The following is a 24,244-nucleotide window of genomic DNA, read 5'->3' as shown; positions in this document are numbered from 1 at the left end:
ATATCATCTAAATCCAGGTCATCTGCATCTGGCTCCGGTTCAGGTTCTGGCTCTGGCTCCGGTTCNGGTTCAGGTTCTGGCTCTGGCTCTGGCTCTGGTTCTGGTTCTGGCTCAAATGACAATTCTTCTGCAGAAGTGTCGTTTAACTCGTCCATCACTTCATCAGAGATAATTTCTTCTTCCGGCTCTTGCGCTGCTTTTTTCTTACGCACGAAGTAAATCAAGGTACCGAGTAATGCGACAATCGATGCGACACCCGCTGCAATAGCCGCCCACAGCATTTCATTACTTTTTTCATCCTCCATACCATGCGTAAAATCAGCCAATTTAGTTGATTCTTCACTCAAGTCTGGTGCAATGCTCTGCTCAGGTTCGACAGTCTCGCCTGGCTCATCAAGCCCTTCAACCGGCTCGACAGCTTCTTCTTCAACTGCGATGATTTTATTCGCTTCGCCCATTGGAATAGGGAAAGCCACTTCGAATACTTTAGGTTTTAAATTAATAGGCTCCCCAGCTTCATTGACGCCTCTCACTTTCACCGCCAACTTATAAACGCCATCACCCGCTTCGGGCATGATATTGATCGCCCAGCGCGCTTCATCTCCAATTCGTTCGACAGCTTTGATTAAGCTATTACCATCAGGAGATTTCACCTTTGCAAACACACTAGTCTCTTCCAACAATATATCAGTCGATAAAGCGCTAACCACTAGCCTATGCATGGGTTGCTCACCCCCAACCACAGACAATTCAAAATCAAATGGAGGACGCAAGGTCACTGTTTGTTCAAACCGTCGCTTAAATGTTTTTCCATCAACATCAACAGCGACAATATAAGTACCTTCGTTTTTCAATTTAGAGATTTGATCTCTAAACACACTGTCAGCACCGAGTTTCATGGCTCGACTGCCTGATTGCCCTACTTCATCAGTAACGCTCAAATCGACCTCTAAAATGGACAGAAAGTCGCTATCGATGATTAATTTACCCTCATCGAAGAAGCTGGCATTAACATCCAATACATCGCCTGCAAATACGTTACTTGGCAATGTCGGGACATCCATCTGCAAATTGCTCACAATCGTGACACGGCTATCCGGACCAACGTCCGCGTCAATCACCCACTCTCCCTCATCAGGCTGCGTGACGGTTATCAATTCGTAACCCGAGTCCTTGTACCAACGCACCTCTTCACTCGCACTGTTAGCGTCAAACTCTTCCATACCAGGCGCAATTAAGCGAACCGGCTTAGAATCAGAGTTGGTAAAGACCAAAGCAGTAAATTCTTCAATACTCGAATCTATAACAAAAGCATTCCCTTCAATTGGCACTTGCTCTTGTGGAACCGCTTTATCAAAGGCCTGCAAAAAGACACGATTAAGATCGTCAGAGGTTTCAGCTAAGGCCGACTGGCCGCCTGTTTTTACAGCTAGCTTATCCATGAGTGTTTTATCCGCATTACTAGATAACGCGACTGCATGAATTTTTGCGTCAGACTCGGCAATTCGGTTAAGCACTTCGCCCAGAATACGCTCACGTTCTGCTGTATTTTTTGCAGGATCTTTGTCAATGTCGACCATACCATCGGTCAGAAGAATAAAGTGAGTATTGCTGCTATCTGCCTCTAGGTCCGCTGATGCGGTCTCAAGCGCTTTTCCTATATTTGTATGCAGTGCAACAGAGTTGATTTCATTAGCTTTCGTTTTTGCCATGGCACGCCAATCAGCATCCACAGCCTGGTATTTCACGAGATTGTTGACCCACTGACCAAAGGTCCAAACACCTGCCTGACTCCCCTCAGGAACCAATTCAGTAAGCAAGTTGACGGCAGGAACACGAAGATTTTTCGGATCATTTTTCTTCATACTGCCAGATATATCGATAATTAATCGAACATCCGGCTGCACGCTTGAGTCAGCAAACGCATACCCCGAAGAAAGAATTAAGAGACTGGAAAACGCTACTGCTGCGTATTGACGCACTTTTCGCAGACGCAAAAAAAACATTAAAGCCACCCTAACTGCTCCTCGCGGAGTCAAAAATAAAATTCAGGAAATAACTTTAGGTATAGCAGAAAATACTATAAGAACAACGCGTAAGCACAAGTAAAGACTAAAGTATTCAGACTTTTATGAACAGATTATAATTACTTTTGAGTAAGGTATTGAAAGCGAGGTCGACGTACTCCGTCTAACTCGACATCCTCAGCAAACATTGCATAAGGTCGCACCCATAATCCATGCTCCCCATATAAAGCTCGGTATACAACAAGCTCTTCTTCTGTTTCTGAGTGTCGAGCCAAACCAATGACTTCGTAGCGTTGGCCTTTGTAATGCTCATAAATTCCCGGACGAATCATTCACCGTACCTCATACCTAATAAGCGTCGCGCGACAGACTCTAACAGCACCATCAGCACCATAAAACCAACCGCCGCCCCCATGACCGAAAACGATTGTTGAACAATATCCAATTGATTTTGAGCCAGCGCATAGGCAGCAACTAAAAAGGCCGGCGCAAGCCATAAACCATTTGCGATGATATTCATGGGCGTTAAAAGGGTTACTGCGATAACAATTCGAGTAACGCGACGCGTGCGACGCCATGTCCAATTTCGTGTCATACGCCAAACAACAATCAGCAAACCAACACTTGAGAGCAAATAAACAAGCCAGGCTACAATGTAAGAAGGTAAATCAATCAACACTATTTTTCCGTAGAGAATTCTTCAATAATGTACAGTTCAAGCTCTTCTTCCGCAACAGTATCTTCCGACACCACTCGACCAAGCGCTGACATCCCTTTTTTATGCACCGAATCAGCATCACCACTTACTAGAGGGTGCCAAGACGCCAAACCACGACCTTCTGATACCATACGATATGCACATGAACTCGGCAGCCAATCAAGCGCGTCCAAGTCTTCCTGAATCAGATCCAAACATTCTGGAACATGCTTTAACCTATCTCGATAGACAGTACACCGACAAGTTTCAAGATCTAACTTTCGACACGCGACAGATGTATAAAACACCTCGTCTGTCTCGTCATCTTGAAGCTTATGTAAGCAACACTTAGCACAGCCGTCACACAAGCTTTCCCACTCGCTAGACGTCATTTGAGTGAGCGTTTTTCGCTCCCAAAAAGGCTGTGTTAAATCCGAATTAGCCATTTAAAGAGTCGCGCGGAGCCATCGCCAAATTTTCCGCAGATTCGGAGTCAACTGGCGGCATTTGCAAATAAAATTCTTTTTCCGCAATCGCCTCTAATACCGTTGACGCGTCAGCTCTCGCCAGTTCTTTTTCCGGCGTCAAAATCAAATCCAAAACTTTAGTTGGCGCACCAAAAGCTTGCATCAAAGCTTCTGGCAACTTACTCACATCCTGTGAACGATCAACATATAAATACATTTCAGCACGCTTGCTGCTTTTATAAACAGAGCAAAAACGTTTTGTCGCATTTGTATAAGAAGTCATTCAATTACTCGTCATCAATCGTAGATAAATAGAAAACTAAACAGAACTCATAGCACTGTTGCAGCCAATTCGGTAAGTGGCTGACCTATTAAGTCAGAACGCCAGCCATTAATAAGATCAGGGAGATCTGGATTTTGATCACGCCAATAGTGAATCACCCATGCCTCGATCTGTTTTCTGCCCGCAATCAAGGCTGGGTCTATATTTGCCGTCGCGGCTTGCTTTGCTACAAGCGATTTCATCTTCTTATAAAACTCTAGTTCTTTTCCTTTAATGGGTTTCGCTATTGGCGTAAACCCTTCAGGAACAACTTCTTGCTCGTTAGAAATCAAAGCAATTGCATCAAGACCAAAACGCTTTACCGACTTTGGCTTCACTTTGGGCAAGGAAAACAGAGAATTTTGCGCAGTCGGACGGGTACGCGCCATCTCAATCAGACTAGCGTCTCCGAACACCCAACTTTTAGGAAGATTCTTACCAACAGCCATTTCATCGCGCCAGCACACTAGCTTTTGCAAAAGAGCTTGCTTTGGTAAAGGTAAATCCCACGCCCCTCTCAGCTTTAAATATGCGTTTTGTGGATCCGCCATTGCCGATTCAATCGACTCGACCTGACGCGCGCAATCTTCCTCTACAGCAGACTGCCAAGGGCTTTTAATAAGCCTCTCTAACAAATTCTTGTAGATAGTTTCCAAGTAATACACGTCGGCAGCTGCATACTGAAGCTGTTTTGAACTTAAGGGTCTTTTCAACCAATCAGAACGTGTCTCGCCTTTATCAAGTGCGATATCAAGCTCGGCTTCCACCAGACGTTGATACCCTACCGAGGAGCCATTGCCTAAAAATGCATTCGCTATCTGCGTGTCAAACGCATTAGAGATATGACAATCGCAGGCATAAGAGAGCAGATCAATATCCTCGCTCATAGAGTGCAGAACGATGACCACTTCATCACTTTCAAGCACTGCAGCGAGAGGTTTCAAACTCGTCAAACTTAGAGGATCAATAAGATAGGTTAACCCCGATGCCGCAATTTGAATGAGGCCAGGTTTCGCGTAAAAAGTAGTGCTACGCTCAAATTCAGTATCAAGAATGATATAGGGCTCTTGCAACCAAGACTCAACACACTCAGTGAGCTTTGTATCGCTATCCACCCATGTAAAATCTATTTCTTCAAGGGCGCGCAACTGCGTTTCATCAACCATCGCTAAGCGGCTTCCTTCCAGAAAATGCGTGGCCAAGCGTACCGCCATCCACAAAACCTAATTCGCCACCAAGCGGAATCCCATGCGCTAGACGTGTCGCTAGAATACCTCTGTTTTTCAGAATTTCAGAAATATAGTGCGCTGTCGCCTCTCCCTCTACGGTTGGGTTCGTCGCAAGAATCACTTCAGAGACCTGAATTTGGTCAAGATAAGAAACGAATTGTCCGATACCAATTTCTTCTGGACCTCGCCCATCAATTGGCGACAAACTGCCTCCTAAAACAAAATACTTTCCGGCATATTGCTGTGATTGTTCTATCGCAAGTAAATCACTTGGCGACTCAACAACACAAAGCAGGCTGTCATCTCGACGCGTATCACGACAAATTTCACAGACATCTTGCTCTGTAAAGTTCCGACACTTTTCACAGCGCTGCACTTTGTGCATCGCCTCTGACAAAGCTTTCGATAAGCGCACTCCGCCATCACGTTTGCGTTCTAATAAGTCGAGCGCCATGCGCTGTGCAGACTTCTGACCGACGCCAGGCAAAACGCGCAGTGCGTCGATCAATTCATCAATGGTTACACCAAACTTCATCGTATATTTTCCGCCTAGAAAGGCATCTTAAATCCTGGTGGCATTCCCATTCCTGAAGCTAAACCAGACATTGCTTGCTGATTCTTCTCTTCAATTTTACGCACAGCATCATTAACCGCAGCAGCCAACAAGTCTTCTAAAAACTCTTTGTCTTCGGTCATCACACCCGGGTCTAGTTCCACATTCTTAACATCATGGCGACCATTCATTGTAACTTTGACCATACCAGCGCCTGACTCGCCAACCACTTCTGCGTTAGCCATGTCTTCTTGCTGCTTCTGAAGCTGCTCCTGCATTTTTTGAGCTTGCTTCATTATGTCATTCATATTTTTTCCACCGAACATACTCTTCTCCTATTCAATGGTGCCGAGCGCTACGACGCTATCTTCGATAAGACGGCCATCAAACTCAGCGATTAACTGTTTTACGTTTTCATCGGCGTGCAATTTTTGCTTCGCCTCTATAAGTTGCTCTTCACGCATTCGTTCACGCCACATTGCTGGCGTTTCTTGTCCTGCATCGACACCATCCTTGAACTCAATCGCACCATTCCAAGCAAGCGCATCCTTCAATGCTTGCACGATTTTCTTCTTATGCGTGTCGTTTAAAATTCTAAAATGCCCAGTTTCGACATCTAATTCCATAACCTCACCATGAATACGCTTCACCATATTCATAAGTAGGTTTTGAGTCATGCCTGTCAAACCAAGTCTAATGGCCTGACGCGGCCAGCTCATGCTATCTAAGTCTTGAGAGTCATCGAACTTAGGTGTTTTTTTTTGACTCTCGTTCGCTTGCGTATCAACAGTTGAGTTGATCTCAGATGGCATAGGCGCAGCTTCAATCATTGCTTCGACAGGCTCTTCAACCAAGCTTTGCTGATTATCTATTGCAGGTGCAGGATGTTCATCTTGCAATGGCGGAGCTTCGTTCATATATGCAGGAACTTGCTCAACAGGCGCTGCGGCAACATCGTTTTGCGGTTCTATTTGCGGCTCTGAAGTCTGCTCTGATTCCTGCTGCATTTCTGCTACTTCAGAATTCACTGTCAGAGGCTCTGGCTGTACACTCGTTTGATCACTCACATCGGCTTCACTTGAAGCAGTTTCAATCTCACCCTGAACTTCATGAGCTGGCGGCGCATGTGTCGTTGAAACCTCAGGCGCTAGTGCCTGCGTCACCGGCTTAGTAGGTGGTGCCATGCAAAATGCCATCATGCGTAACAAAGCCATTTCGAACCCTGAGCGCGCGTCCGGTGAAATCGCTAAGTCTTTTCTCGCCACTAGCGCAATTTGATAGTAAAGCTGCACATCTTCTGCACTTAAGTTTTGCGCATAAAAGGTGATACGCTCCTGATCGCCTTGGCTATTATCCGTTGCACCAGCTACTGCCTGTTCAATGGCAACTCTGTGAAACACCGAAACCAAGACCTCAAGCACTGAGGCGTAATCGGGCGCAAATTCTGCTAGCTCAGCTACAACGCCTAGCATTGCTTTTGCATCACGCGCTACAAGCATGTCGAGTAAACGATACACCTTCTTCTGGTCCACTGTACCAAGCATGGCACTCACGGCGGTTTCACCTAACTGACCTTGGGTATAGGCGATAGCCTGATCCGTCAGACTCAAGGCATCACGCATACTGCCATCAGCACCCCGAGCTATCGCCCATAATGCGGCATCTTCGGCACTGACTTGCTCTTGTGATAAAACAAACTTCAAGTGATGAACGATTCTTTCCGGCGTCATATTCTTCAGATTGAACTGAAGGCAACGTGATAGGATCGTAATCGGTAATTTTTGAGGATCGGTGGTCGCAAATAAGAATTTCACATGCTCTGGCGGTTCTTCCAGAGTTTTCAGCAAGGCATTAAAACTATGCGTCGACAGCATGTGTACTTCGTCGATCAGATAGATCTTAAAACGCCCTTCAGTTGGCGCGTACTGAACATTCTCAAGAAGCTCTCGCATGTCTTCGACTTTGGTTCGCGAAGCCGCATCGATCTCGATAAGATCAACATAACGCCCTTGCTCGATTGACGTACAAGCTCCGCACTCGCCACAAGGCTCTGAGGTAATGCCTCGTTCACAACTTAAGCAACGTGCAAGAATCCGTGCAATAGTCGTTTTACCGACACCTCTAGTGCCGGTAAACAAATAAGCGTGGTGAAGTCGCTGCGATTCTAAAGCATGGATTAAGGCCTGCAAGACGTGTTCTTGCCCAACCATTTGCTTAAAATTTTTCGGTCGCCACTTTCGAGCGAGAACCTGATAACTCATGAGATAATTAAGACGAGTGAAATTCTCTCTATCTTACACGCTCATGAGCCTTAGAAACAGAGCTTAGTCATCAAGCTTGATACACTCTAAGCGATGTCGATACGTTTTTAATGTGTCTACAGCTACACGTAGCTTTTCTGTATCGAAATCCTCATCAAATTGCTCAAAACCTGGCTGCATCGCCTCTCTTAATCTTTGCAATGCGGCTTTGCCTGAAGACGTAATTTCATAGTGTGCATGAATTTCTGGATAATGCTCATCGCTTATGATGGCCTCCGCTGCTATGAGCTCGTTCAAAAGGTGATGCGCATAAGATTGCAATAAATGCTGTTCTTGGAGCAAGGTATTCATCCGGCACTTACCCTGCTCATTCAAAAACTGAAGAATCATCCAAGCTCTGGCCTCCCAATCAGTGATCACGCCGAAGCTTTCTTTTAAACGCTCTAAGTGACGGTGCACGCCCAACACCTCTAAGGTAAGCTGCTATACCAATAAAGAATCTGACATAAATCCAAAACCTCTGTTCAAAATTGAATATGGAATATAGTCAATATTGCGCATTCGAAAAGAAATCTTGTACAAACAAAATCGAGGCCGCCAGTTATCACGCACGTGAGTAGAGACGTTCTAAAATTTATGACAGTGACTGCAACAAAAAAGACCCATTACATTCAAAAAAACGACTCAAAAATGACTTTTTCTCCAAATACTTTAGAAGCCGCCACACCTTTGCTGGCTTTATAAAAACGACAGGAGGAAATCATGCGGATAATATTAATACTTCTCACTATATGCGTGTCATTCAATGTAAGCGCACACAACTCAAATACATACAAATCAAGCCATCACGCTGAATCAAAAACGATAAAAAAACTAGAACACAAACTTCATAAAACAGAACACAAACTTCATAAAACAGAACACAAACTTCATAAAACAGAACGAAAACTTCATCAAAAAGAATCGCGCATCGCTAAAAGACTAACAAAAGTTCAGCTTGGACCTCGGCCGTTCTTTCTGGTTGAAGATATGACTGACAGCAAATTAAAACGAAAGCTTCAAAGTTGTAAGTCGGGCCCATTTGCGCCAAGCAACTTCTCGATCGGACATCGCGGCGCCCCCATGCAATTTCCCGAACATACTAAAGAGTCTTATATCGCAGCGGCTAAAATGGGCGCTGGTATCATGGAATGTGATGTCACCTTTACAAAAGATCGCGCGCTAGTGTGTCGTCATGCGCAATGTGATCTCCACACAACAACAAACATTCTTGCAACGCCACTCGCCCAGAAGTGCTCTGTTGCGCCGGAATTCAATTCAGAAGGTGAACTTATTAATGCATCAGACATTAGATGCTGTGCTAGTGACATCACTGTTGCCGAGTTCAAATCACTTGAAGGCAAAATGGACGCGGCCAACCTAGCAGCAACAAGTATTGATGAATATATGGATGCCACAGCTAGTTGGAGAACAGACGGATACAGCGGTCGCGGTACATTGCTGACACATGCCGAAAGTATTCAACTCTTTAAAGAACTAGGCGTCGATTTCACGCCAGAACTAAAATCTCCTCAAGTGGAGATGCCATTCGAAGGCGATTACACACAGCAAGACTATGCGTCACAATTGATTGAAGAATATCAAGCTGCAGGCATCTCACCGCGACGAGTATGGCCTCAATCATTTAATTATGATGACGTGACATACTGGATACAGCAACACCCTCACTTTGGCAAACAAGCGGTCTATCTTGATGGACGATATGACATGAACGTCAGCCTTGCTGAAATGGAGTCTTGGGTAGCTGATGGCGTCAATGTACTCGCCCCTCCGATGTGGATGTTGCTCGAGGTTAACGCGCATGGCGAAATTATCCCGTCTGACTATGCAATGAATGCCAAACAAGCAGGATTAGACCTTATCACTTGGACGATTGAGCGATCTGGACTGCTGAAAAACAATGGTGGTTGGTACTACCAAACAACGAACGGCAGCACTGGTAATCCTGACGTCATTGATACTGACGGAGACATGTATGAAGTGCTCGATGTGCTAGCGAAAGACGTTGGCATCATCGGTATTTTTTCAGACTGGCCAGCAACAACGACCTACTATGCGAACTGCATGAATTTGTAATCTCGTATATGTGCTGCTGGAGAACCGGCTAGCAGCACACTATCTCAAAAAATCAGAGAGCTGACTTTTCGTCTCATTAAAATGAGGATTAAAGGTCAAGCGAGCATGAAGCTTACCTGCTTCCTGATAACCGTATGCCGAGTACCACACTTGCGTTGCGTTTTGGCACAATGAAACTTCCACCCCTTGGCCGTTATTACAATGCCGATACTCGCCTTTCTCACCGTAATAAGGGTTCATAGGAGAAAACAAAGGTCTCATGTGTGATATTGAGCTAACGCGCATTTCTGGCACCTTTGCATTTAGGACATGAACTCGAGCATCATTAATCTGTAGAGGCTCTCCAAACCAAATTAGCCGACTATCTTCGTAAGTAAATTTTTCATGAAAGGTATTTGCCACAGCTTGGCTATCTACCACGCTGTCCGCCTCACTAAGAATCAACATAGCAGGTCGATCGAACGTATGTCGCGCTAGTTCATCGTTCAACGACTCAACAGTTGCATAATAGGACGCAGCAGCCTGAGCCGTCAGCGAATCATACCGCGCGATATTTTCTTCAGGGTCAATGTCCACCCAATCAATAAAATAAGAGGCAAAAGAAGAGAAGCGAACCAGATTACTGGTAGGGTGAAATGCTGGCGCATAAAGCAATAAACCATTAATGCTTTCATCTTCAAAAGCAACGCTAGTCACTAGATTTGCACCAGTAGAAAGACCACCCAGCCACACTTCGTCGAATTCTTTTTTGAGCAAAGCTGCATGTTGATCAATGCTCTTTTGCCAATCGCGTTCGCTTGCCCACAACAAGTCAGCCGGACGCGTTCCATGACCTGCTAATAAAATTGTTCTTACGACAAAACCTTGCTCCGCAAGAATCGGCGCTAGATCAATAAAAGAGTATGGCGAATCGCCCAAGCCGTGCACCAGCAATATCGCTCTCTTGGTTCTTGCCTCAGTAGATGGCCGTAATTCAAAAGGCATGTTTACTTCTATCTCACGCGCAGGATCATCTGAAATAAACGCACGATTTTGAGTTAAGTATGCCTTGGTTTGCGTCAAGTAGTCTTGAAAACTTATATATTGCGTTGGTGGTCTATCAGGCGACACCGCAAAGGACGGAGACTGAGGAACTTGTATGCAACTCACAAGCACCGTGAGTAACATCATCGCAAGGCTATGCTTAAGGAACACGATGTCGAATCAGAAGAAGGAGAGAGTTAAGAGCATGAGCGCAGATAATCAAGAAATAATCCGCGCCCTTCAGGATTTTACTTATCCAGCTTTGCTTTTTTACGCTTAGCGACAACAACACCAGTCACAGCAACAGCCGCAATCGCTAAGGCAGTAAGTAGGTGGATAGGATCGCTCAACCAATGTGCATGATCATGTCCTGGGTGCGCAAATGCCGGCGCAGTCAACAACAAACCCGAAGCGGCTGCTAGCGTATTTTTCAACATCTATTCTTTCCTTTTACTTGAAGATTATTAGCTGTGTTTTTATGTACTGCAGAGTTTACCGATAAGGAGGGCTCTAACGCAAAGGTTGTCAGCAAGCTCAACTAAAAAGAATCGAACAATTTATAAAAGGCACAGCAGGAAACTAGAACTATACTTGCCCACCACCCCCATCAAAAGGACTCACAATGAAATCAATATTTCTTATGTTCAGCGTTCTACTATTAGTTGGAACCGCATCAGCACAAGGGCTCACGCTTAGTTCTGACTCTGCTCAAGGTCAGCTAGCGATGAAACATATATTTAATGGTTTTGGCTGTTCGGGAAAAAACATCTCACCTGAACTGGGAGAATGCACTTGAAGGAACAAAAAGCTTTGCAATAACCATGTACGACAAAGATGCACCCACAGATGGAGGTTGGTGGCACTGGCTTGTGGTCAACATTCCTTCGGAAACAACAGCGTTGCCAGAAAATGCAGGTAAAACCGACGCTAAATTAGCGCCAAAAAGTAGCATCCAAATCAAAACAAGCTTCGGTGCTATAGGCTATGGCGGCGCCTGCCCTCCTGAAGGCGATAGACCACACCAAGACTTATTTACCGTTTATGCGCTCAACACCGAAACTTTAGACGTTGACGAGAATACACCACCGAACCTTGTAGGATATTTAATCAATGCAGCGACTATTCAAAAGGCATCGACGGTTGCCTATTACGCGCGTTAGAAACAATTTCCACCCACAAAAAAGGGGAGTCACCTCCCCTTTTCATTCATCAACTGATCATTAGAACCAGTCAACTTCCATTTCTGCGCAAGTCTGATCAAAGCCTTTCAGCAACTCGCTTAAATGATTAATTTCAGGAAGTTCCCAACGAATAAAATAACGTGCTGCTTGTAATTTCCCCGAAACAAAAGCTTCATCGCGATCCGACTCTAATGCTGCACAGGCCATGTCTAACCACAACCAACCGACGACCATTCTCCCCATCACATCAAGGTATAAGGCAGAATTAGCTAAGGCCTCATCAATTCGACCTTGCTGCAGAGCCATACCTAAAGCAGTAGTCGTTTCGATAAATGTTTTCAATGCAGTGCTGTATTGCTCAGCCAAATCAGCTAAGCGCTCATGTTTTTTGACTCTGGCTAAAGTCGCCTGAACTCGCTGCATGAGCAATTGCTGCCCAAGCCCTTGTTTTTGCCATAGTTTACGACCAAGCAAATCAAGTGATTGAATACCATGTGTGCCTTCATGGATAGGATTAAGCCGATTATCACGGTAGCACTGTTCAACGGGATACTCGCGAATATAGCCAGAGCCGCCCAAAACTTGGATCGCTAATTCATTCGCTTTACATCCATAAGTAGAGGGGTAGCTTTTCACAACCGGAGTCAGTAAATCTAGCAACACAAGTGCATTTTCGTCTCCACCGGCCTCATGTTCATCCACCAATTTAGACGCAAACAAACACAGTGCTAAGGAACCTTCTACATAGACTTTCTGAGCCAACAACATACGTTTCACATCAGCATGCTCAACAATATTCACTGGGGCACTTGTAGTGTCTCGATTTGAAGGTTTTCTGCCTTGTGGTCGGTCTTTAGCGAAAGCCAAAGACTCGAGATAACCGCGATAACCGATCATTGCTGCACCAAGACCTACGCCAATTCTGGCCTCATTCATCATCTTGAACATGTACGAAAGCCCTTTCCCCTCTTCACCAATCAAGAAGGCAGTACAGTCATCTTTCTCACCAAAATTCAGCACCGTTGATGTCGTGCCTCGATAGCCCATTTTGTGCAGTAAACCGGCCAACATGACATCATTGCGTTTACCCAAAGAGCCATCATCATTGAGTAGAAACTTCGGGCAAATAAATAAGCTTATCCCTTTCACGCCTTGAGGAGCTTCCTCGACGCGCGCGAGCACCAAGTGAATAATATTTTCGGTGATATCTTGATCGCCACCAGAGATATACATCTTCTGACCTTTCAAGCGATAACTGCCATCGTCTTGAGGTGTGGCTTTTGTTGTCAGATCTCCCAGACTCGAACCAACATTCGGTTCCGTTAAAGCCATGGTTCCAGCAAATCGTCCAGAGAACATTCCATCTAGATACAAGCTTTTTTGGGTTTCGCTCCCAAACGCATGAATAAGATTCGATGCCGCACTCGTTAAGAATGGATAACCAGCCGTGCTCGGATTCGCGCCTGTAAACAAACCCATGCATGCTGAATGCACCAACGCAGGCAGCTGCATTCCACCCTCATCAAATCGATGACGCGCATTAATCAATCCAGCTTCAGTAAAATGCTTCCACGCTTCTTTCACCTCAGGAATGGTCGATACGCTTTCACCATCAAAGCTTGGCTCATTTGCGTCAGCCTTCGCGTTGTGCGGTAAGAAGTAGTCTTGTGCGATTTTAAGCGACGTATCGATAACACCATCAAAGGTACTACGATCATGGTCTTTGTAGGCATCTAACTCAGTAAGGGCCTCTGCTTGAAACACGTCATAAAGAAGGAAGTTCAAAGTATCTTGATTAATAATCATGGAAAGTCGCTACCGCTTAATCTGTTTGTTGTTGTGATCGAAGATTAACTATACGAATGTATCACGGCATAAGATGACATGCCCAGATCCCTTACTGGAATGAACTTTTTTATACCGTGAATGTCACAAGAGCCCTGTCTTTTTCAGCAGCAAAGAATCGCACTGGAGGCATCATGGCACGCCATGGGAAATCATCTACTACTAAAACTCAAAAGGTAAAACGTAAAAAAATTGCACCTAAGACCCTGAAAAAACTTGAAATTAGCGCTGTATTCGCAGCCTTTCTTGGCGTTTGCTTAGCAGCCTATAGTCACGTAATTCAGATAACGCAGGATCTTTCCGTGATCGGCAATGGCACAGCGACTGTGGTTCAAGTGCATGATCCAAACTGCCGAAATTGCGCACAACTAAAGCGCAACGTAGATGCACTCCAATCCGAGTATGACGAGGACATACAATTCAAAATTGCTAACCTCGCCAACAAGAAAGGCAAAACTTTCGCTGGCAAATACCAAGCTCCTAAGACAACGCTATTGCTATTCAACAAGCACGGAAGACTAACGAATACTCTGCACGGCATTACTTCTAAAGAGGATCTTCGAGTCGCCTTTAATCAACTTACGAGACGATAAGGCTGAGGTACAACTGAATCGCATAAAAACCATTCTTGCCTTGCTGCTGATTAAAGAGTCGCGCACAATCAACGCAAAATAAATAGTAGTGCGAACAAATGGATGACACGTATTTTCTGCAAGCTGCGACCATGTACTTTTTAAGTCTGTGGAAAACCTACCTAGGCCCACTCATTGCTGCGGGCAGCGGTTTTAGTTATATCGAGATGCTTTTATTCAATCTAGGTGCTGCACTATCATCTTCGGTGAGCGTGTTGTTTTTGACTGACTTGTGGGTAAAAAAACTTCAGTCGAAACGAAAAGGATTCAACAAGCATCTAAGAAAGGTGCTTAGAATCTGGAAGAGGTACGGAAAACGAGGATCAGCGGTGCTTGCGCCAATTCTAATCGGCATACCGACCTATGCAGTGATTGCCCGACGCTTTAAGCAAAGCCGCCGTTCAATTCTGCTTGAAATCACAATCATTACGTTCGCGTGGTGCTCTGTCATCTTTGTCGCAGGACGCGAAGGATTCTTGCTGCTAGATGCGGCTATTTAGCAAAACGATCGAACCAACTAAAAAAGCCGCCAAGTATCAGAAATACATTGGCGGCAAAATTAGCTAAGGGAGCTCAACTAATTAGAACTTCGCACCTAACCACAACCAAGCTTTATCTGTATCAACTTTGTTAGTGCCAGCATCACCCGCTGAGTACATACCGTACTTAAACCCAGCAGAATAGGTTTTGTTGAACTTCTTCGCGAGCAACAAATCAAGCTCGCTTCCGAAGTCATCAACTCCTGCAGTGCTCTCATCCGCAGAAAAATCATGGTAAGTCGCAGCTAACTTAAAGCCTGCTAGCTTTGTGCTGACAGATACATAGGTATCTACTAGACCTTGGTTTGGCGTTCCAAGAAATTGATCGGTCCAGCCATTGAATTTATGGCCAGTCGCGAGAGGGGTTGAGAAACCATACATTCCTTCATCAGATCCCAATTGTTCGTAGCCTAGTTTCGCGGTAATTCCTTTCACAGCGGCACCTAACTCGAGTGCCAAGTACTCTGCGTCATAGGAGGTTGTCGCTGACTCTGATTCCTGTGTTGCTAGTTCAGCGCTATAAAGTAAAGTTGTACCTTCAGAAATTTCTTTTTTGCCCGCGAAACGAACACCGTAGGTATCGATACCATTTTCTGCGTCTTGATCAACTTCTAGCAAATACGCATAGGCAGAAACCTTTCCAAGGCGAGTCTTATAGCTGACATTAAACAAGTGATCTTTCGCATCCACATCTTTGTCTTCAGCAAAAATACGGTTTCGTTTACTCAAATAAGCGTATTCTGCAGCCAGTGCATCTGTTAATGCAGATAGAACTCGAACACCATCAAAGGTTTGTCGATCCTGACGCCTGCCGACATGACCAACAAAACGATGATTATCTAAAGCAATCACCTGGCGACCCACCGTGACACTTGTCTTGCCGGCACCATATTTCAAAAATGCTTGATCCAATTCAGTGGTTTCAGGGTCGGCAACAACTGATTAAACACCCGTATTTTTTCCAATGCCGTTGTTGTACTCACCCACACCTGCAACCACGCGCGAATCTTCAAATTAAACCAACCCTGAGGAGCCTGAGTATTCGGCTGTCTTATAACCCAAACGTGTTCTAAGGGTTAATGCACTTGCGTCCTTTAGCGCGTTGTCTTGATCAACCGTTTCATAACGTAAACGAAGATCGCCGTAAGCTGTGCCGGATGCTAAGGCATCCGCAACCGTTTCTGCGGCTGCATAAGCCTGTGCTGACATCGAACAAGATCCCAAGGCAACCGCTGTTGCAAGAATGTTTTTTGGGCTAAAAGATTTTAGTGTTTTCTTAGAACGCATATTTACTTCCTCTACGATAAAAAAATGGGGCATTAGCCTTCAGCTAACGCAATCGCAACTTCTACGGGGGCGTTGATCAACTCAGAAATTCAGGCACAAAAAAAGCATTAGGCAGCAATTAAGCTGAATAATGGTTTGGGCTTCTTTGCCTGCGCTTACAAGCGCTTTACGCGGCTACCTCCATGGCAGCACACGTCTGATCCTGCAAAGTTCAGACCAACTAAGAAATGAATCCATTTTTTTAGGATTTAATAGAGAAAAACAAGAAAAGTTCACTTTTTGCTCAATCACGATGTAAGCAAAATGCGGCCTTGATGCATTTAAGTGCGCTTGTAGCTCACCCTTTTAGAACAACATGCCCAAGCGTGCATTCAAACGAAGCACGCCGCGCAATAATCGGTACAGAACCCAAAGACCTAAAATCAACAACATGGGAATACCGATCACCGCACCAATAATTGTAAACACTAAGATGAAGCCAACTACCAGACATAACAGGGCAAACCAAAAGGTGCGTATGAGCCAAGTAAAGTGGCTATCTAAATATGTACCGGCAGCTTCATCACGCCACACATAACAGATGATCAAGGCAATAATAGAGGGCCAACCGGTGAGAAAAGCTGTGACGATAAGTGCTGGAGACAGCAAACCATTAAAGGCGCTAAAGAAATGTAATAAGTAAGCGACAAAAACGAGCTTCTCTAACTTACCACTTGGTACATTCGCAACATTCGACACAGCATGTACCTCCTAGACGTTTGACTCTGGCGCATCGCTTTGCGCTTTTGTCTCTCGCAACTTCTCGCGATGATTTGAACGAGCAAGCGCCTGCATATCTTCAACGGCGTCCGTCTCGTCCATGATCTCTCGCCCTAGCAAAGTTTCAATGGCATCTTCTAAAGACACAACCCCTTCGTTCTGGCCAAACTCATCTGTCACCAAAAACAAATGTGCGCGCTTCTTAATGAACGTATCGAGGAGCTTTTGAACAGGTAAGCGATCGGACACACGGCTCAACGGTTTAATAACGGAGACAATACTCTCGCTACCCTTGCCTTGGCGTTCAGCTTCATATAGATCGGCACGAATCACCTGACCAATCACATCATCAACATGCTCGTCGTAAACAGGTATACGTGTAAATTGCCTTGTTTGCGGATCATCCAAAGCTTCTTGAATGGTGGTGACCGCAGGAAGCATATGCACAACACTGCGAGGCGTTAAAATTTCTTCCGTCGCCACTTCTCGAAGATGAAGTAGATTTGATAAGTATTCATTCTCTTGCGAGACAATCGTGCCGTCTTTTTGGCCAAGTGAGGCAAGCGCTAAAATTTCATCACGCGTAATCACATTGTCTTTGTCTTTACTGAATAACTTGGTCAAGCGCGTCGACAGCCACACTAGCGGGAACACAATTTTCACTAACCAAGAGATAGTAAAAGACGCCGGCACAGCAAGTTGCCGCCAATAGGTCGCGCCCAATGTCTTAGGAATAATCTCAGAAAAATACAAAATAGCTAAGGTGAGTAACACCGCAATCAGTGTTTCCCACTCGGCACCATAAACCTGAACAGCTTGAGACCCAACCCCCGCTGCGCCCATCGTATGCGCAAAGGTATTTAAGATCAGAATACTGGAAAGAGATTCGTCTAGTTTAGTCCGAACTTCGGCAATTTTAGCGCCCAGTTTTGGCTTCTCTGATTGAATAGTTTCGCTGTAGCTAGGGGTAATCGATAAGAGAACAGCTTCTAAGATAGAGCATAAGAACGATACGCCAATCGCGATCGCAAGATAGAGTAATAATAGGGTCATGTATTTTTTCCAAGCACTTGAGGCTCTAATGTAGCAAATTGCAACACAATCAACTATGCCAATTCCACTATTCTAAGTGAATGGATGCTAATCTAATTAACACAAGGCCAAAGCGCTCAAAACAGTGTAGTGTATGTGCTATCGATTCAGCATTTCACATTGCGACGCTTCACGAGACCAAGCTATGTTTTTCATCCGTTTGTTCATATGCCTAATACTTTTATCATCAGCGTTCACGGCTCAATCAGCAGTCATCCTGCAATATCATCACGTGAGTGACAAAACGCCTCCGAGCACGAGTATCAGTCCACAGCTATTCGATCAACACTTAGAACATATAGAGCAGCAAGGCTTTTCTGTTTGGCCTCTCCCAAAACTCGTACAGCATCTTCAGCAAGGAAGCACCATCCCAGATAAAGTGGTCTCGATTACGTTTGATGATGCTTATGAGTCAGTTTATCGCTCGGCCTTTCCGGCACTAAAAAAGCGGAATATGCCATTTACGATCTTTGTCGCCACCCAAGCGATTAAAAAGAACAATCAATTGTTTATGACGTGGGATCAGTTAAAAGAAGTCACGCAATTTGGCGCCACCATTGCTAATCACACCCATACCCATTTGCATCTCGTTCGTAAACAAGAAGGCGAAACAAACGAGGATTGGCGTGCTCGTTTACGTGAAGATATCTTGCGCGCAGAGAAAATCATTGATCAAAACATTCCTAATACGAGCAAACTGCTAGCTTATCCCTATGGGGAATATACACAAGAAGTGCAAAGCCTCTCACAAGAACTCGGCTATGTAAGTTTTGGACAGCAATCTGGCGCCGTGGGCAATGCTCATGATCTAACAGCATTACCGCGATTCCCGATGACCAACCGTTTCGGTGCGATGAAACAATTTAAGTTAAAACTCGCAAGTTTGCCGCTACATGCGAGTAAGGTCATTCCGAATCAAAAGATCGTTCGACAACCCAGTATAAGCAAAGGCTTAAGATTTGAATTTGATAGGAAGTATGCAGGTATTTCGTGCTTTTTTGAGGGTGATGCAGTATCCATCAAGCAAGAAGAAAACAGTATCATCGTTCAGCAAGAACTTACTCTCCCCGTTGGCCGTTCACGCATTAACTGCACAGCACCATCATCCGAAAAAGGCAGATATTACTGGTATTCGCACGCTTGGATTAGACCGAAAGCGAATGGTGAGTGGTACAAGGAATAAGCACTAGCGTGATGAGATTTTTATCACCACTGCCTAGCCACACAGCTATACAGCCATACAGGAAACACGTTCTAGAGTAGCGATTTTAATACTCAGCACTTCTGCTCAAGAGCACTTTTACTCAGCCCCTTGCTTAGGCCCGGCTCTGCACGGTGCCAAACTATGCGGAGTGAGTTTGTTTACGCGAATCATTTGTCGAATCTCATCAATATAATGCTGACCACGTTCTGAATATCTCGACAACCCCTCGGCAAGCACACAGCCGTGAATGGGCTCGCCATTTGCGCGTGCTTGCGCACGTAAATCTCTCAGCTGAGCGTAGGTTGGATGGGAATTAATATTTCTAAAATACGCATGAACAGAGTCTGTTGGCGAGTCAAACACACGCACTTCATGAATCGCCCCATCATTGCGAGCGGAAGGAACTAAACCGCAGCCTTTGGTAAAACACCATTGACCAAAATAATTATTCCCTTGAGTCGCGAACCGAGATGTTCCCCAGGCGGATTCAATCGCTGCTTGCGCTAACACTAACGATGAGGGAATTTGATCGATCCGAGACAGCAATTGCTCTTTCTCTGGCGCAGTAATCGGAGAGCTAATCTCTAAGCGGTATTTTTTGGCAAGCTGCTCAAGCTCTGTTTGACTCTTTTCGGTTTGAATATCGCTACGTAGTTTTTCCAAACGAACATTTTCTTGTTCCACAATAGGTAAGAAGTAAGAAAAAAACGCGTCTTTCTTTTCTTTTACATTCTTATAGCTGGAGAAGTCTGGGACAGGAGAGCTTACTATGCTGGGCGCATCGAGAGTTTCATCACCCATAAAAAAGGCAAGCACTAACCAGAGAACACTGAGGGCGATAAGTCCGTAAAAGAAAGAAATTTTATCGATTAGCTGTCGCATTAAGATTCCATCTTACTAGCTGAATAATCGTAGAGTGAGGATTCACAACACTCAAAAGTCGAACCTCAATCTTAACATTACCTGTGATGATGACAGATTTATCTCGATAATCTACAGCATAATGATGAGCATTATTAATCCAGAAACTTATACAGAGCACTGCTATCGATTCAGCAAAGTCGAAATTCCTTTCTATACTTAGCGCCAATCAACAGAGAATAGGTGAATTTTCATGCTACACAAAATCCATCGTTTATCTAAAGGCTGTGTTGCCGCGGCTATTGGAATATTTTGTTTCTTGGTCGGCTATAACAATATTGTCGATTACAACACCAACTATCAGTTTGTCGAACACGTCTTATCCATGGATACAATGGAAGCTTGGTTTGCCGGCGAGGAACTTAAATCTCGCGCCATCGAGTCAAGCACCTTAAAAACACTTGGCTATTGGGCCATTATTGCTGCAGAACTGAGCGCTGGAATATTAGGCGTGGCAGCCGCTTTTCTGATGCTAAAGAATACCAACCATGGTGGTTCTCAGTTCCATACAGGACAAGCATTATTTGTGTTGAGTGCAACTATCGCAGTATTGGTATGGTATTTTGGGTTCGGTGTTGTCGGCGCTGAATGGTTTCAAATGTGGGCAAATCAATGGAATGGCCAAATGAAAGCTTACACCTTTGCGACATTCATCTTAATCGCCGCCATTTATATATTGCTTCCATCTCCAAGAGAGTGGGAAGAGACGTCCAACTAATCTCTACGAACTCTATTAACCTAATCTATGCCTACCACTGACTCATCATTTCGTTCGAAAGGCATAAAGGCATACGACCAAAAGCCTGCATTATTTGCAGGCTTTATCGTATTTATATATTTGCTCATATTGATCGTACCAGGTTTATTCAGCTCACATTCCTTTGGCAAAGGAAAAGGACTGAACGACGCATCTGAGATTATTAAGCAGCTTCCATTTGAGATTTTTCTCGTTACCAGTATTGCCCTTGTGATCAGTTTCTTCAGTCAATGGCGACACATTGGTGCTAGAAGCAGTATTAGCGAACGCAGAAAATATATATGGATAGCCATGTGCTTTCCCGGATTAGTTTTATTTGCAGCGATTTCTCAGGCCGAATCTGCTGATCTCACCGACACACTATTTAATAACTTTCCTGTTCAACAACTTGCCCTTCTCGCGCTCATGACACTTCTGATTGGTATGTTCGAAGAACTCTTGTTCAGAGGTGTGCTCCAAAGTGGCATCCATCAAACATTCGGTGAGATCAAGGCCGTTGCGCTTGCCGCGCTCGTATTTGGCTTAGCGCATTATGCAAACTGGGTGCATGGTAAACCGTTTGTAGAAACAAGCTATCAAGTGCTAAGCGCATTTTCATCAGGGCTTCTGCTTGGCGCGCTCAGACTCATGACCGCGAGTATATGGCCTCCTATTCTTGTTCATGGAAGTTGGGATTTTAGTGTCTTGCTACTAGGAAAAGTCGTTGCATTGATGCCGGAATCACACACAGGGGCATCCCTCGTCACCACGGCCTCATTGGCCATCGCGCTAATTGCTAAGCCTATTTTTGGCACATTCTTATTGATGCAATATTGGCAAGCAAACCGTCAAATCCGAAGATAGCTATCGTAATAGAGGAGCAATGAAAATACTCCGCGCTATCTAGAGTGGTACACTTTGCTGAATAAAACGTAACAGTTTCAGCATCGGTCTGCGAGTAGGATTAGCATTATGAACATCAGTGCTGACTTGTTTAGTAATGGTTTTATTTGGTTCACCAACATTCTGGCTTTTGTAGCCTTAGCGCTCGCACTTTTCTTTATTCATTGGAAAGCCATATTTCACGACACACGTGTTCAGCATGTTATTGGCTTTTGTACTGTCGCTCTTATGTTTATCTGGTCCTTAAGAGCTGGCATTTCCGATGGTCTAGGAATCCATTTCTTTTTGATTACAGTTGTGCACCTGCTAATGGGGTGGCAACTAGCAATATGGGTGGCGGCATTAGCGATCTCAGGAACCATTGTATTGGGGCTTGAGTCCCCTGAAGGCTTTGGTATCAACATGTTGGTATCAGTACTAATCCCCTTACTCACAAACTATTGTGTTTGGCTCGCACACGACCGCAGCAAGTCTACACACCCTTTCTCGTTCATCTTCTTAGTTGCTTTTCTCGGAGCGGCCGCGTCAGTGATTACAAGCGGGCTTATGATGACGCTTATTCTATGGAGTCAAAGCATCTACAGCTTTGAGCAAATAACGAATGAATTTTGGGTGTTTATTCCACTCATCGCGGCACCAGAAGCAACGATCAACGGCATGCTCATTAGTATTTTGATTTTTAACCATCCCGAGTGGGTAAGATTGTTTGACCAGAACCGCTATCTTAGTAAACACTCATAAGTTCACCCGCTCTCAACGATTTGAATAAATGACGCAAGAACGCTCGACTATTTATTTAGCTGGCCCAGATGTTTTCTTTCAAGATGATTCTGGCGAAATAAAAAAACAGCTCTGTCACGATGCTGGGTTCACTCCACTCTTCCCTCTTGATAACGAGATTAAACGTGCCGATCCTGCCCCAGACATATTTCAAGCAAACATCGATATGATTGACCGATGCCATATTGTGATGGCAAATATCACCCCGTTTAGAGGACCCAGTTGTGACTTAGGAACAGCGTTTGAGATTGGCTATGCGCGGAAAGCAGGCAAAAAAGTATTCTGCTATAGCTCTGACAGTCGTGAGCTCAAGCAAAGAATCAGTGAGGACTTCCCACATTTCTTACAAGACGGCATGTCTATCGAGGATTTTGGATATATCGACAACTTAATGATCGGCTGTTCTGCACCCATTGATTGCATCGATGACCGAGACGACAAGGCTGCTTTGAAAGCCTTTCAATGCGCACTCGAAAGAGCGCAGTCAGAACAACAATCCGAGTATCTTAGCTAGATCAGTGGAACAGGGTACAAAGAGCGGTAAGCGATCTCACCGCTCTTACTATTATCTCGCACCACATAGACCTCTCAGTGATTAACTATATCGAGCCTGACCGCGATACAAGCCTTGGAACTTCAAGCCTTGGGCATTGTACATTGGATAGAATTTTCCACGGTACTCGACCAGTTCGCCTTGTCCTGTAGCGTTGTGAGCCATTTGAGCTTGAGCCTGACTAGCTGCTTTAGCAGGGCGAGCATCACGTCTGGCAACAGCCTTGTCTTGCTGACTATTTAAAGTAGGCACATCGCCATCAGCATATTGAAGAAGTGTCGCTAAGCTCTCGTTTAATTCTTCTGAGTCAGTCAGCTCGGCATACTCTTGTAACATCTCAATAAACTGCGGGTGAGATAGCTTTAACTTCACGCCGAGTTCGTCCTGCACGAGGTGAATACAGTTGCGTGCAGCAGTGATGGCTGAGGGGTTCAACATCCAACTACGATCGTTCATAACTACTCCTTTAATACGTAGACAATCTAGATTTTTGGCTTTACGTAGCGCACCATCAATGTGCGCAAAATACGTCTCCCGCACCACATAAAAGCAGTCAAGAAACACTTGTAAGCCGTTGATATTCCTAGCCTAGACGAAGATTTTTCACATGCAAAATTTTGTATAAAAAATCGTAGTTCAATACAAAAAAGGTCTGTATACGAAGAAATGTAAGTATGTAGAAAAGAGTAAAACGCGCCCTAATACGAGGCATGGCGCGCGACACAAAAGTCCCAATTAATAGCGAGACTCAGGGAATGCCATTTCTACACGATGATGATCGATGAATATAAATTGAATGGCATGAGTAGTGTTCGGATTATAATCTTCAGGCATTTGTAGACGAATCGGGCCTATTTCGTAATGCTGCCCGTCTTGATCCCAGCTAATCACAACATCGTTACTTTGCAGCACACGAGGATGAAAACCGTTCATACAAAGCGAATCACGTAAGATAATTCCACATGCAAACTTTCGATGAAACTTGGTCACCTCAATTTTCATATTAAAAATATCGCTACGCGTTTGATTAAACACCTCTACAGAATTAAACCGAAACCCCTGCTCTTGTTTTTTTGGTGAGTGAACACACCCACTTA

General features: G+C 44.7%; 28 protein-coding genes and 1 pseudogene. 9 read left to right on the top strand and 20 right to left on the bottom strand.

Translation table 11 applies throughout. The features are described 5' to 3' along the window. The 10 genes from A3762_RS19260 to A3762_RS19215 form a co-directional block, all read right to left on the bottom strand. A partial coding sequence (locus A3762_RS19260) for a vWA domain-containing protein (RefSeq protein ID WP_068757162.1) occupies nt 1-2,006 on the bottom strand: 2,006 nt, incomplete at its 3' end. 140 nt (nt 2,007-2,146) lie between these two features. After that, nucleotides 2,147-2,359 (bottom strand): DUF1653 domain-containing protein, encoded by a 213-nt coding sequence (locus A3762_RS19255; RefSeq protein ID WP_068473223.1) that lies wholly within the window; start codon nt 2,357-2,359, stop codon nt 2,147-2,149. Continuing rightward, entirely contained in the window at nt 2,356-2,706 is a 351-nt protein-coding gene (locus A3762_RS19250) for a hypothetical protein (RefSeq protein ID WP_068473226.1), read from the bottom strand. The genes A3762_RS19255 and A3762_RS19250 overlap by 4 nt, the downstream gene beginning before the upstream one ends. After that, nucleotides 2,706-3,170 carry a YcgN family cysteine cluster protein gene (locus tag A3762_RS19245; RefSeq protein WP_068757160.1) on the bottom strand — a complete coding sequence of 155 codons (465 nt, stop codon included), beginning with the start codon at nt 3,168-3,170 and terminating at the stop codon, nt 2,706-2,708. Before A3762_RS19245 ends, A3762_RS19250 begins: the two co-directional genes overlap by 1 nt. Further along, on the bottom strand, nt 3,163-3,474 hold the full coding sequence (locus A3762_RS19240) for a YcgL domain-containing protein (RefSeq protein ID WP_068757158.1): 312 nt from the start codon (nt 3,472-3,474) through the stop codon (nt 3,163-3,165). Before A3762_RS19240 ends, A3762_RS19245 begins: the two co-directional genes overlap by 8 nt. Before the next feature lie 47 nt (nt 3,475-3,521). Next, the gene (gene rnd, locus A3762_RS19235; protein WP_082869248.1) at nt 3,522-4,727 is read right to left on the bottom strand and encodes a ribonuclease D; all 1,206 of its coding nucleotides are present in this window, start codon (nt 4,725-4,727) and stop codon (nt 3,522-3,524) included. Then, the gene (recR, locus tag A3762_RS19230; RefSeq protein WP_068473239.1) at nt 4,672-5,277 is read right to left on the bottom strand and encodes a recombination mediator RecR; all 606 of its coding nucleotides are present in this window, start codon (nt 5,275-5,277) and stop codon (nt 4,672-4,674) included. The genes rnd and recR overlap by 56 nt, the downstream gene beginning before the upstream one ends. A gap of 14 nt (nt 5,278-5,291) precedes the next feature. Further along, nucleotides 5,292-5,621 (bottom strand): YbaB/EbfC family nucleoid-associated protein, encoded by a 330-nt coding sequence (locus tag A3762_RS19225; RefSeq protein WP_068473244.1) that lies wholly within the window; start codon nt 5,619-5,621, stop codon nt 5,292-5,294. 9 nt (nt 5,622-5,630) lie between these two features. Next, nucleotides 5,631-7,556, bottom strand: a complete 1,926-nt coding sequence (gene dnaX, locus A3762_RS19220; protein WP_068757154.1) for a DNA polymerase III subunit gamma/tau — start codon at nt 7,554-7,556, stop codon at nt 5,631-5,633. A gap of 63 nt (nt 7,557-7,619) precedes the next feature. After that, nucleotides 7,620-8,015, bottom strand: a complete 396-nt coding sequence (locus A3762_RS19215) for a hypothetical protein (RefSeq protein ID WP_156493598.1) — start codon at nt 8,013-8,015, stop codon at nt 7,620-7,622. A gap of 570 nt (nt 8,016-8,585) precedes the next feature. Between A3762_RS19215 and A3762_RS19210 the strand changes: the two genes are divergently transcribed. Next, nucleotides 8,586-9,692, top strand: a complete 1,107-nt coding sequence (locus tag A3762_RS19210) for a glycerophosphodiester phosphodiesterase family protein (RefSeq protein WP_197469407.1) — start codon at nt 8,586-8,588, stop codon at nt 9,690-9,692. A 39-nt stretch (nt 9,693-9,731) separates the two neighbouring features. Here the strand turns inward: A3762_RS19210 and A3762_RS19205 are convergent, their stop codons facing one another. After that, on the bottom strand, nt 9,732-10,862 hold the full coding sequence (locus tag A3762_RS19205; protein WP_068757150.1) for a carboxylesterase: 1,131 nt from the start codon (nt 10,860-10,862) through the stop codon (nt 9,732-9,734). A gap of 101 nt (nt 10,863-10,963) precedes the next feature. Beyond that, complete coding sequence (locus A3762_RS19200; protein WP_068473259.1) at nt 10,964-11,152, bottom strand: hypothetical protein; 189 nt, start codon at nt 11,150-11,152, stop codon at nt 10,964-10,966. Nucleotides 11,153-11,455: 303 nt separating this feature from the next. On the opposite strand from A3762_RS19200, the gene A3762_RS19195 reads away from it, so the two are divergent. After that, complete coding sequence (locus A3762_RS19195) at nt 11,456-11,875, top strand: YbhB/YbcL family Raf kinase inhibitor-like protein (protein ID WP_197469406.1); 420 nt, start codon at nt 11,456-11,458, stop codon at nt 11,873-11,875. A 60-nt stretch (nt 11,876-11,935) separates the two neighbouring features. Here A3762_RS19195 and A3762_RS19190 read toward each other — a convergent pair whose 3' ends face one another. Beyond that, nucleotides 11,936-13,702 carry an acyl-CoA dehydrogenase gene (locus A3762_RS19190; RefSeq protein WP_068757148.1) on the bottom strand — a complete coding sequence of 589 codons (1,767 nt, stop codon included), beginning with the start codon at nt 13,700-13,702 and terminating at the stop codon, nt 11,936-11,938. Nucleotides 13,703-13,875: 173 nt separating this feature from the next. Here A3762_RS19190 and A3762_RS19185 point away from each other — a divergent pair, with 173 nt between their 5' ends. Next, nucleotides 13,876-14,334, top strand: coding sequence for a thioredoxin domain-containing protein (locus tag A3762_RS19185; RefSeq protein ID WP_068757037.1), 459 nt, complete (start codon nt 13,876-13,878; stop codon nt 14,332-14,334). Between the two features lie 98 nt (nt 14,335-14,432). Continuing rightward, entirely contained in the window at nt 14,433-14,873 is a 441-nt protein-coding gene (locus A3762_RS19180; RefSeq protein ID WP_068757146.1) for a hypothetical protein, read from the top strand. 81 nt (nt 14,874-14,954) lie between these two features. Here the strand turns inward: A3762_RS19180 and A3762_RS19175 are convergent. The 4 genes and pseudogenes from A3762_RS19175 to A3762_RS19165 form a co-directional block, all read right to left on the bottom strand. Beyond that, nucleotides 14,955-15,833, bottom strand: a pseudogene (locus A3762_RS19175) (alginate export family protein); the annotation flags it as partial. Nucleotides 15,834-15,926: 93 nt separating this feature from the next. After that, nucleotides 15,927-16,199, bottom strand: coding sequence for a hypothetical protein (locus tag A3762_RS27810; protein WP_197469404.1), 273 nt, complete (start codon nt 16,197-16,199; stop codon nt 15,927-15,929). Between the two features lie 345 nt (nt 16,200-16,544). Further along, nucleotides 16,545-16,937 (bottom strand): hypothetical protein, encoded by a 393-nt coding sequence (locus tag A3762_RS19170; RefSeq protein ID WP_068473275.1) that lies wholly within the window; start codon nt 16,935-16,937, stop codon nt 16,545-16,547. A gap of 12 nt (nt 16,938-16,949) precedes the next feature. Beyond that, nucleotides 16,950-18,011: a CNNM domain-containing protein gene (locus A3762_RS19165; protein WP_068473278.1), complete on the bottom strand. Its 1,062-nt coding sequence runs from the start codon at nt 18,009-18,011 to the stop codon at nt 16,950-16,952. A gap of 271 nt (nt 18,012-18,282) precedes the next feature. On the opposite strand from A3762_RS19165, the gene A3762_RS19160 reads away from it, so the two are divergent. Continuing rightward, nucleotides 18,283-19,233, top strand: a complete 951-nt coding sequence (locus tag A3762_RS19160; RefSeq protein ID WP_197469403.1) for a polysaccharide deacetylase family protein — start codon at nt 18,283-18,285, stop codon at nt 19,231-19,233. Between the two features lie 117 nt (nt 19,234-19,350). On the opposite strand, the gene A3762_RS19155 is transcribed toward A3762_RS19160, so the two are convergent. After that, nucleotides 19,351-20,136, bottom strand: coding sequence for a glucosaminidase domain-containing protein (locus A3762_RS19155; protein WP_068473282.1), 786 nt, complete (start codon nt 20,134-20,136; stop codon nt 19,351-19,353). 232 nt (nt 20,137-20,368) lie between these two features. Between A3762_RS19155 and A3762_RS19150 the strand changes: the two genes are divergently transcribed. From A3762_RS19150 to A3762_RS19135, 4 genes are all read left to right on the top strand, one after another. Then, nucleotides 20,369-20,893, top strand: coding sequence for a DUF2165 family protein (locus tag A3762_RS19150; protein ID WP_068473284.1), 525 nt, complete (start codon nt 20,369-20,371; stop codon nt 20,891-20,893). A 27-nt stretch (nt 20,894-20,920) separates the two neighbouring features. Then, complete coding sequence (locus A3762_RS19145) at nt 20,921-21,775, top strand: CPBP family intramembrane glutamic endopeptidase (protein ID WP_068473287.1); 855 nt, start codon at nt 20,921-20,923, stop codon at nt 21,773-21,775. A 108-nt stretch (nt 21,776-21,883) separates the two neighbouring features. Continuing rightward, nucleotides 21,884-22,555, top strand: a complete 672-nt coding sequence (locus A3762_RS19140; protein WP_068473291.1) for an energy-coupling factor ABC transporter permease — start codon at nt 21,884-21,886, stop codon at nt 22,553-22,555. Between the two features lie 28 nt (nt 22,556-22,583). Then, nucleotides 22,584-23,108: a nucleoside 2-deoxyribosyltransferase gene (locus tag A3762_RS19135; RefSeq protein WP_068473294.1), complete on the top strand. Its 525-nt coding sequence runs from the start codon at nt 22,584-22,586 to the stop codon at nt 23,106-23,108. 81 nt (nt 23,109-23,189) lie between these two features. Here A3762_RS19135 and A3762_RS19130 read toward each other — a convergent pair whose 3' ends face one another. Next, a complete protein-coding gene (locus A3762_RS19130) occupies nt 23,190-23,603 on the bottom strand; it encodes a hypothetical protein (RefSeq protein ID WP_156493597.1) in 414 nt (137 codons plus the stop codon). Nucleotides 23,604-23,882: 279 nt separating this feature from the next. Further along, on the bottom strand, nt 23,883-24,244 hold a 362-nt coding region (locus A3762_RS27805), incomplete at its 5' end, for a hypothetical protein (protein ID WP_197469402.1).

The organism is Oleiphilus sp. HI0125 (assembly GCF_001635355.1).
This window is presented reverse-complemented; position numbering and strand designations above follow the sequence as displayed.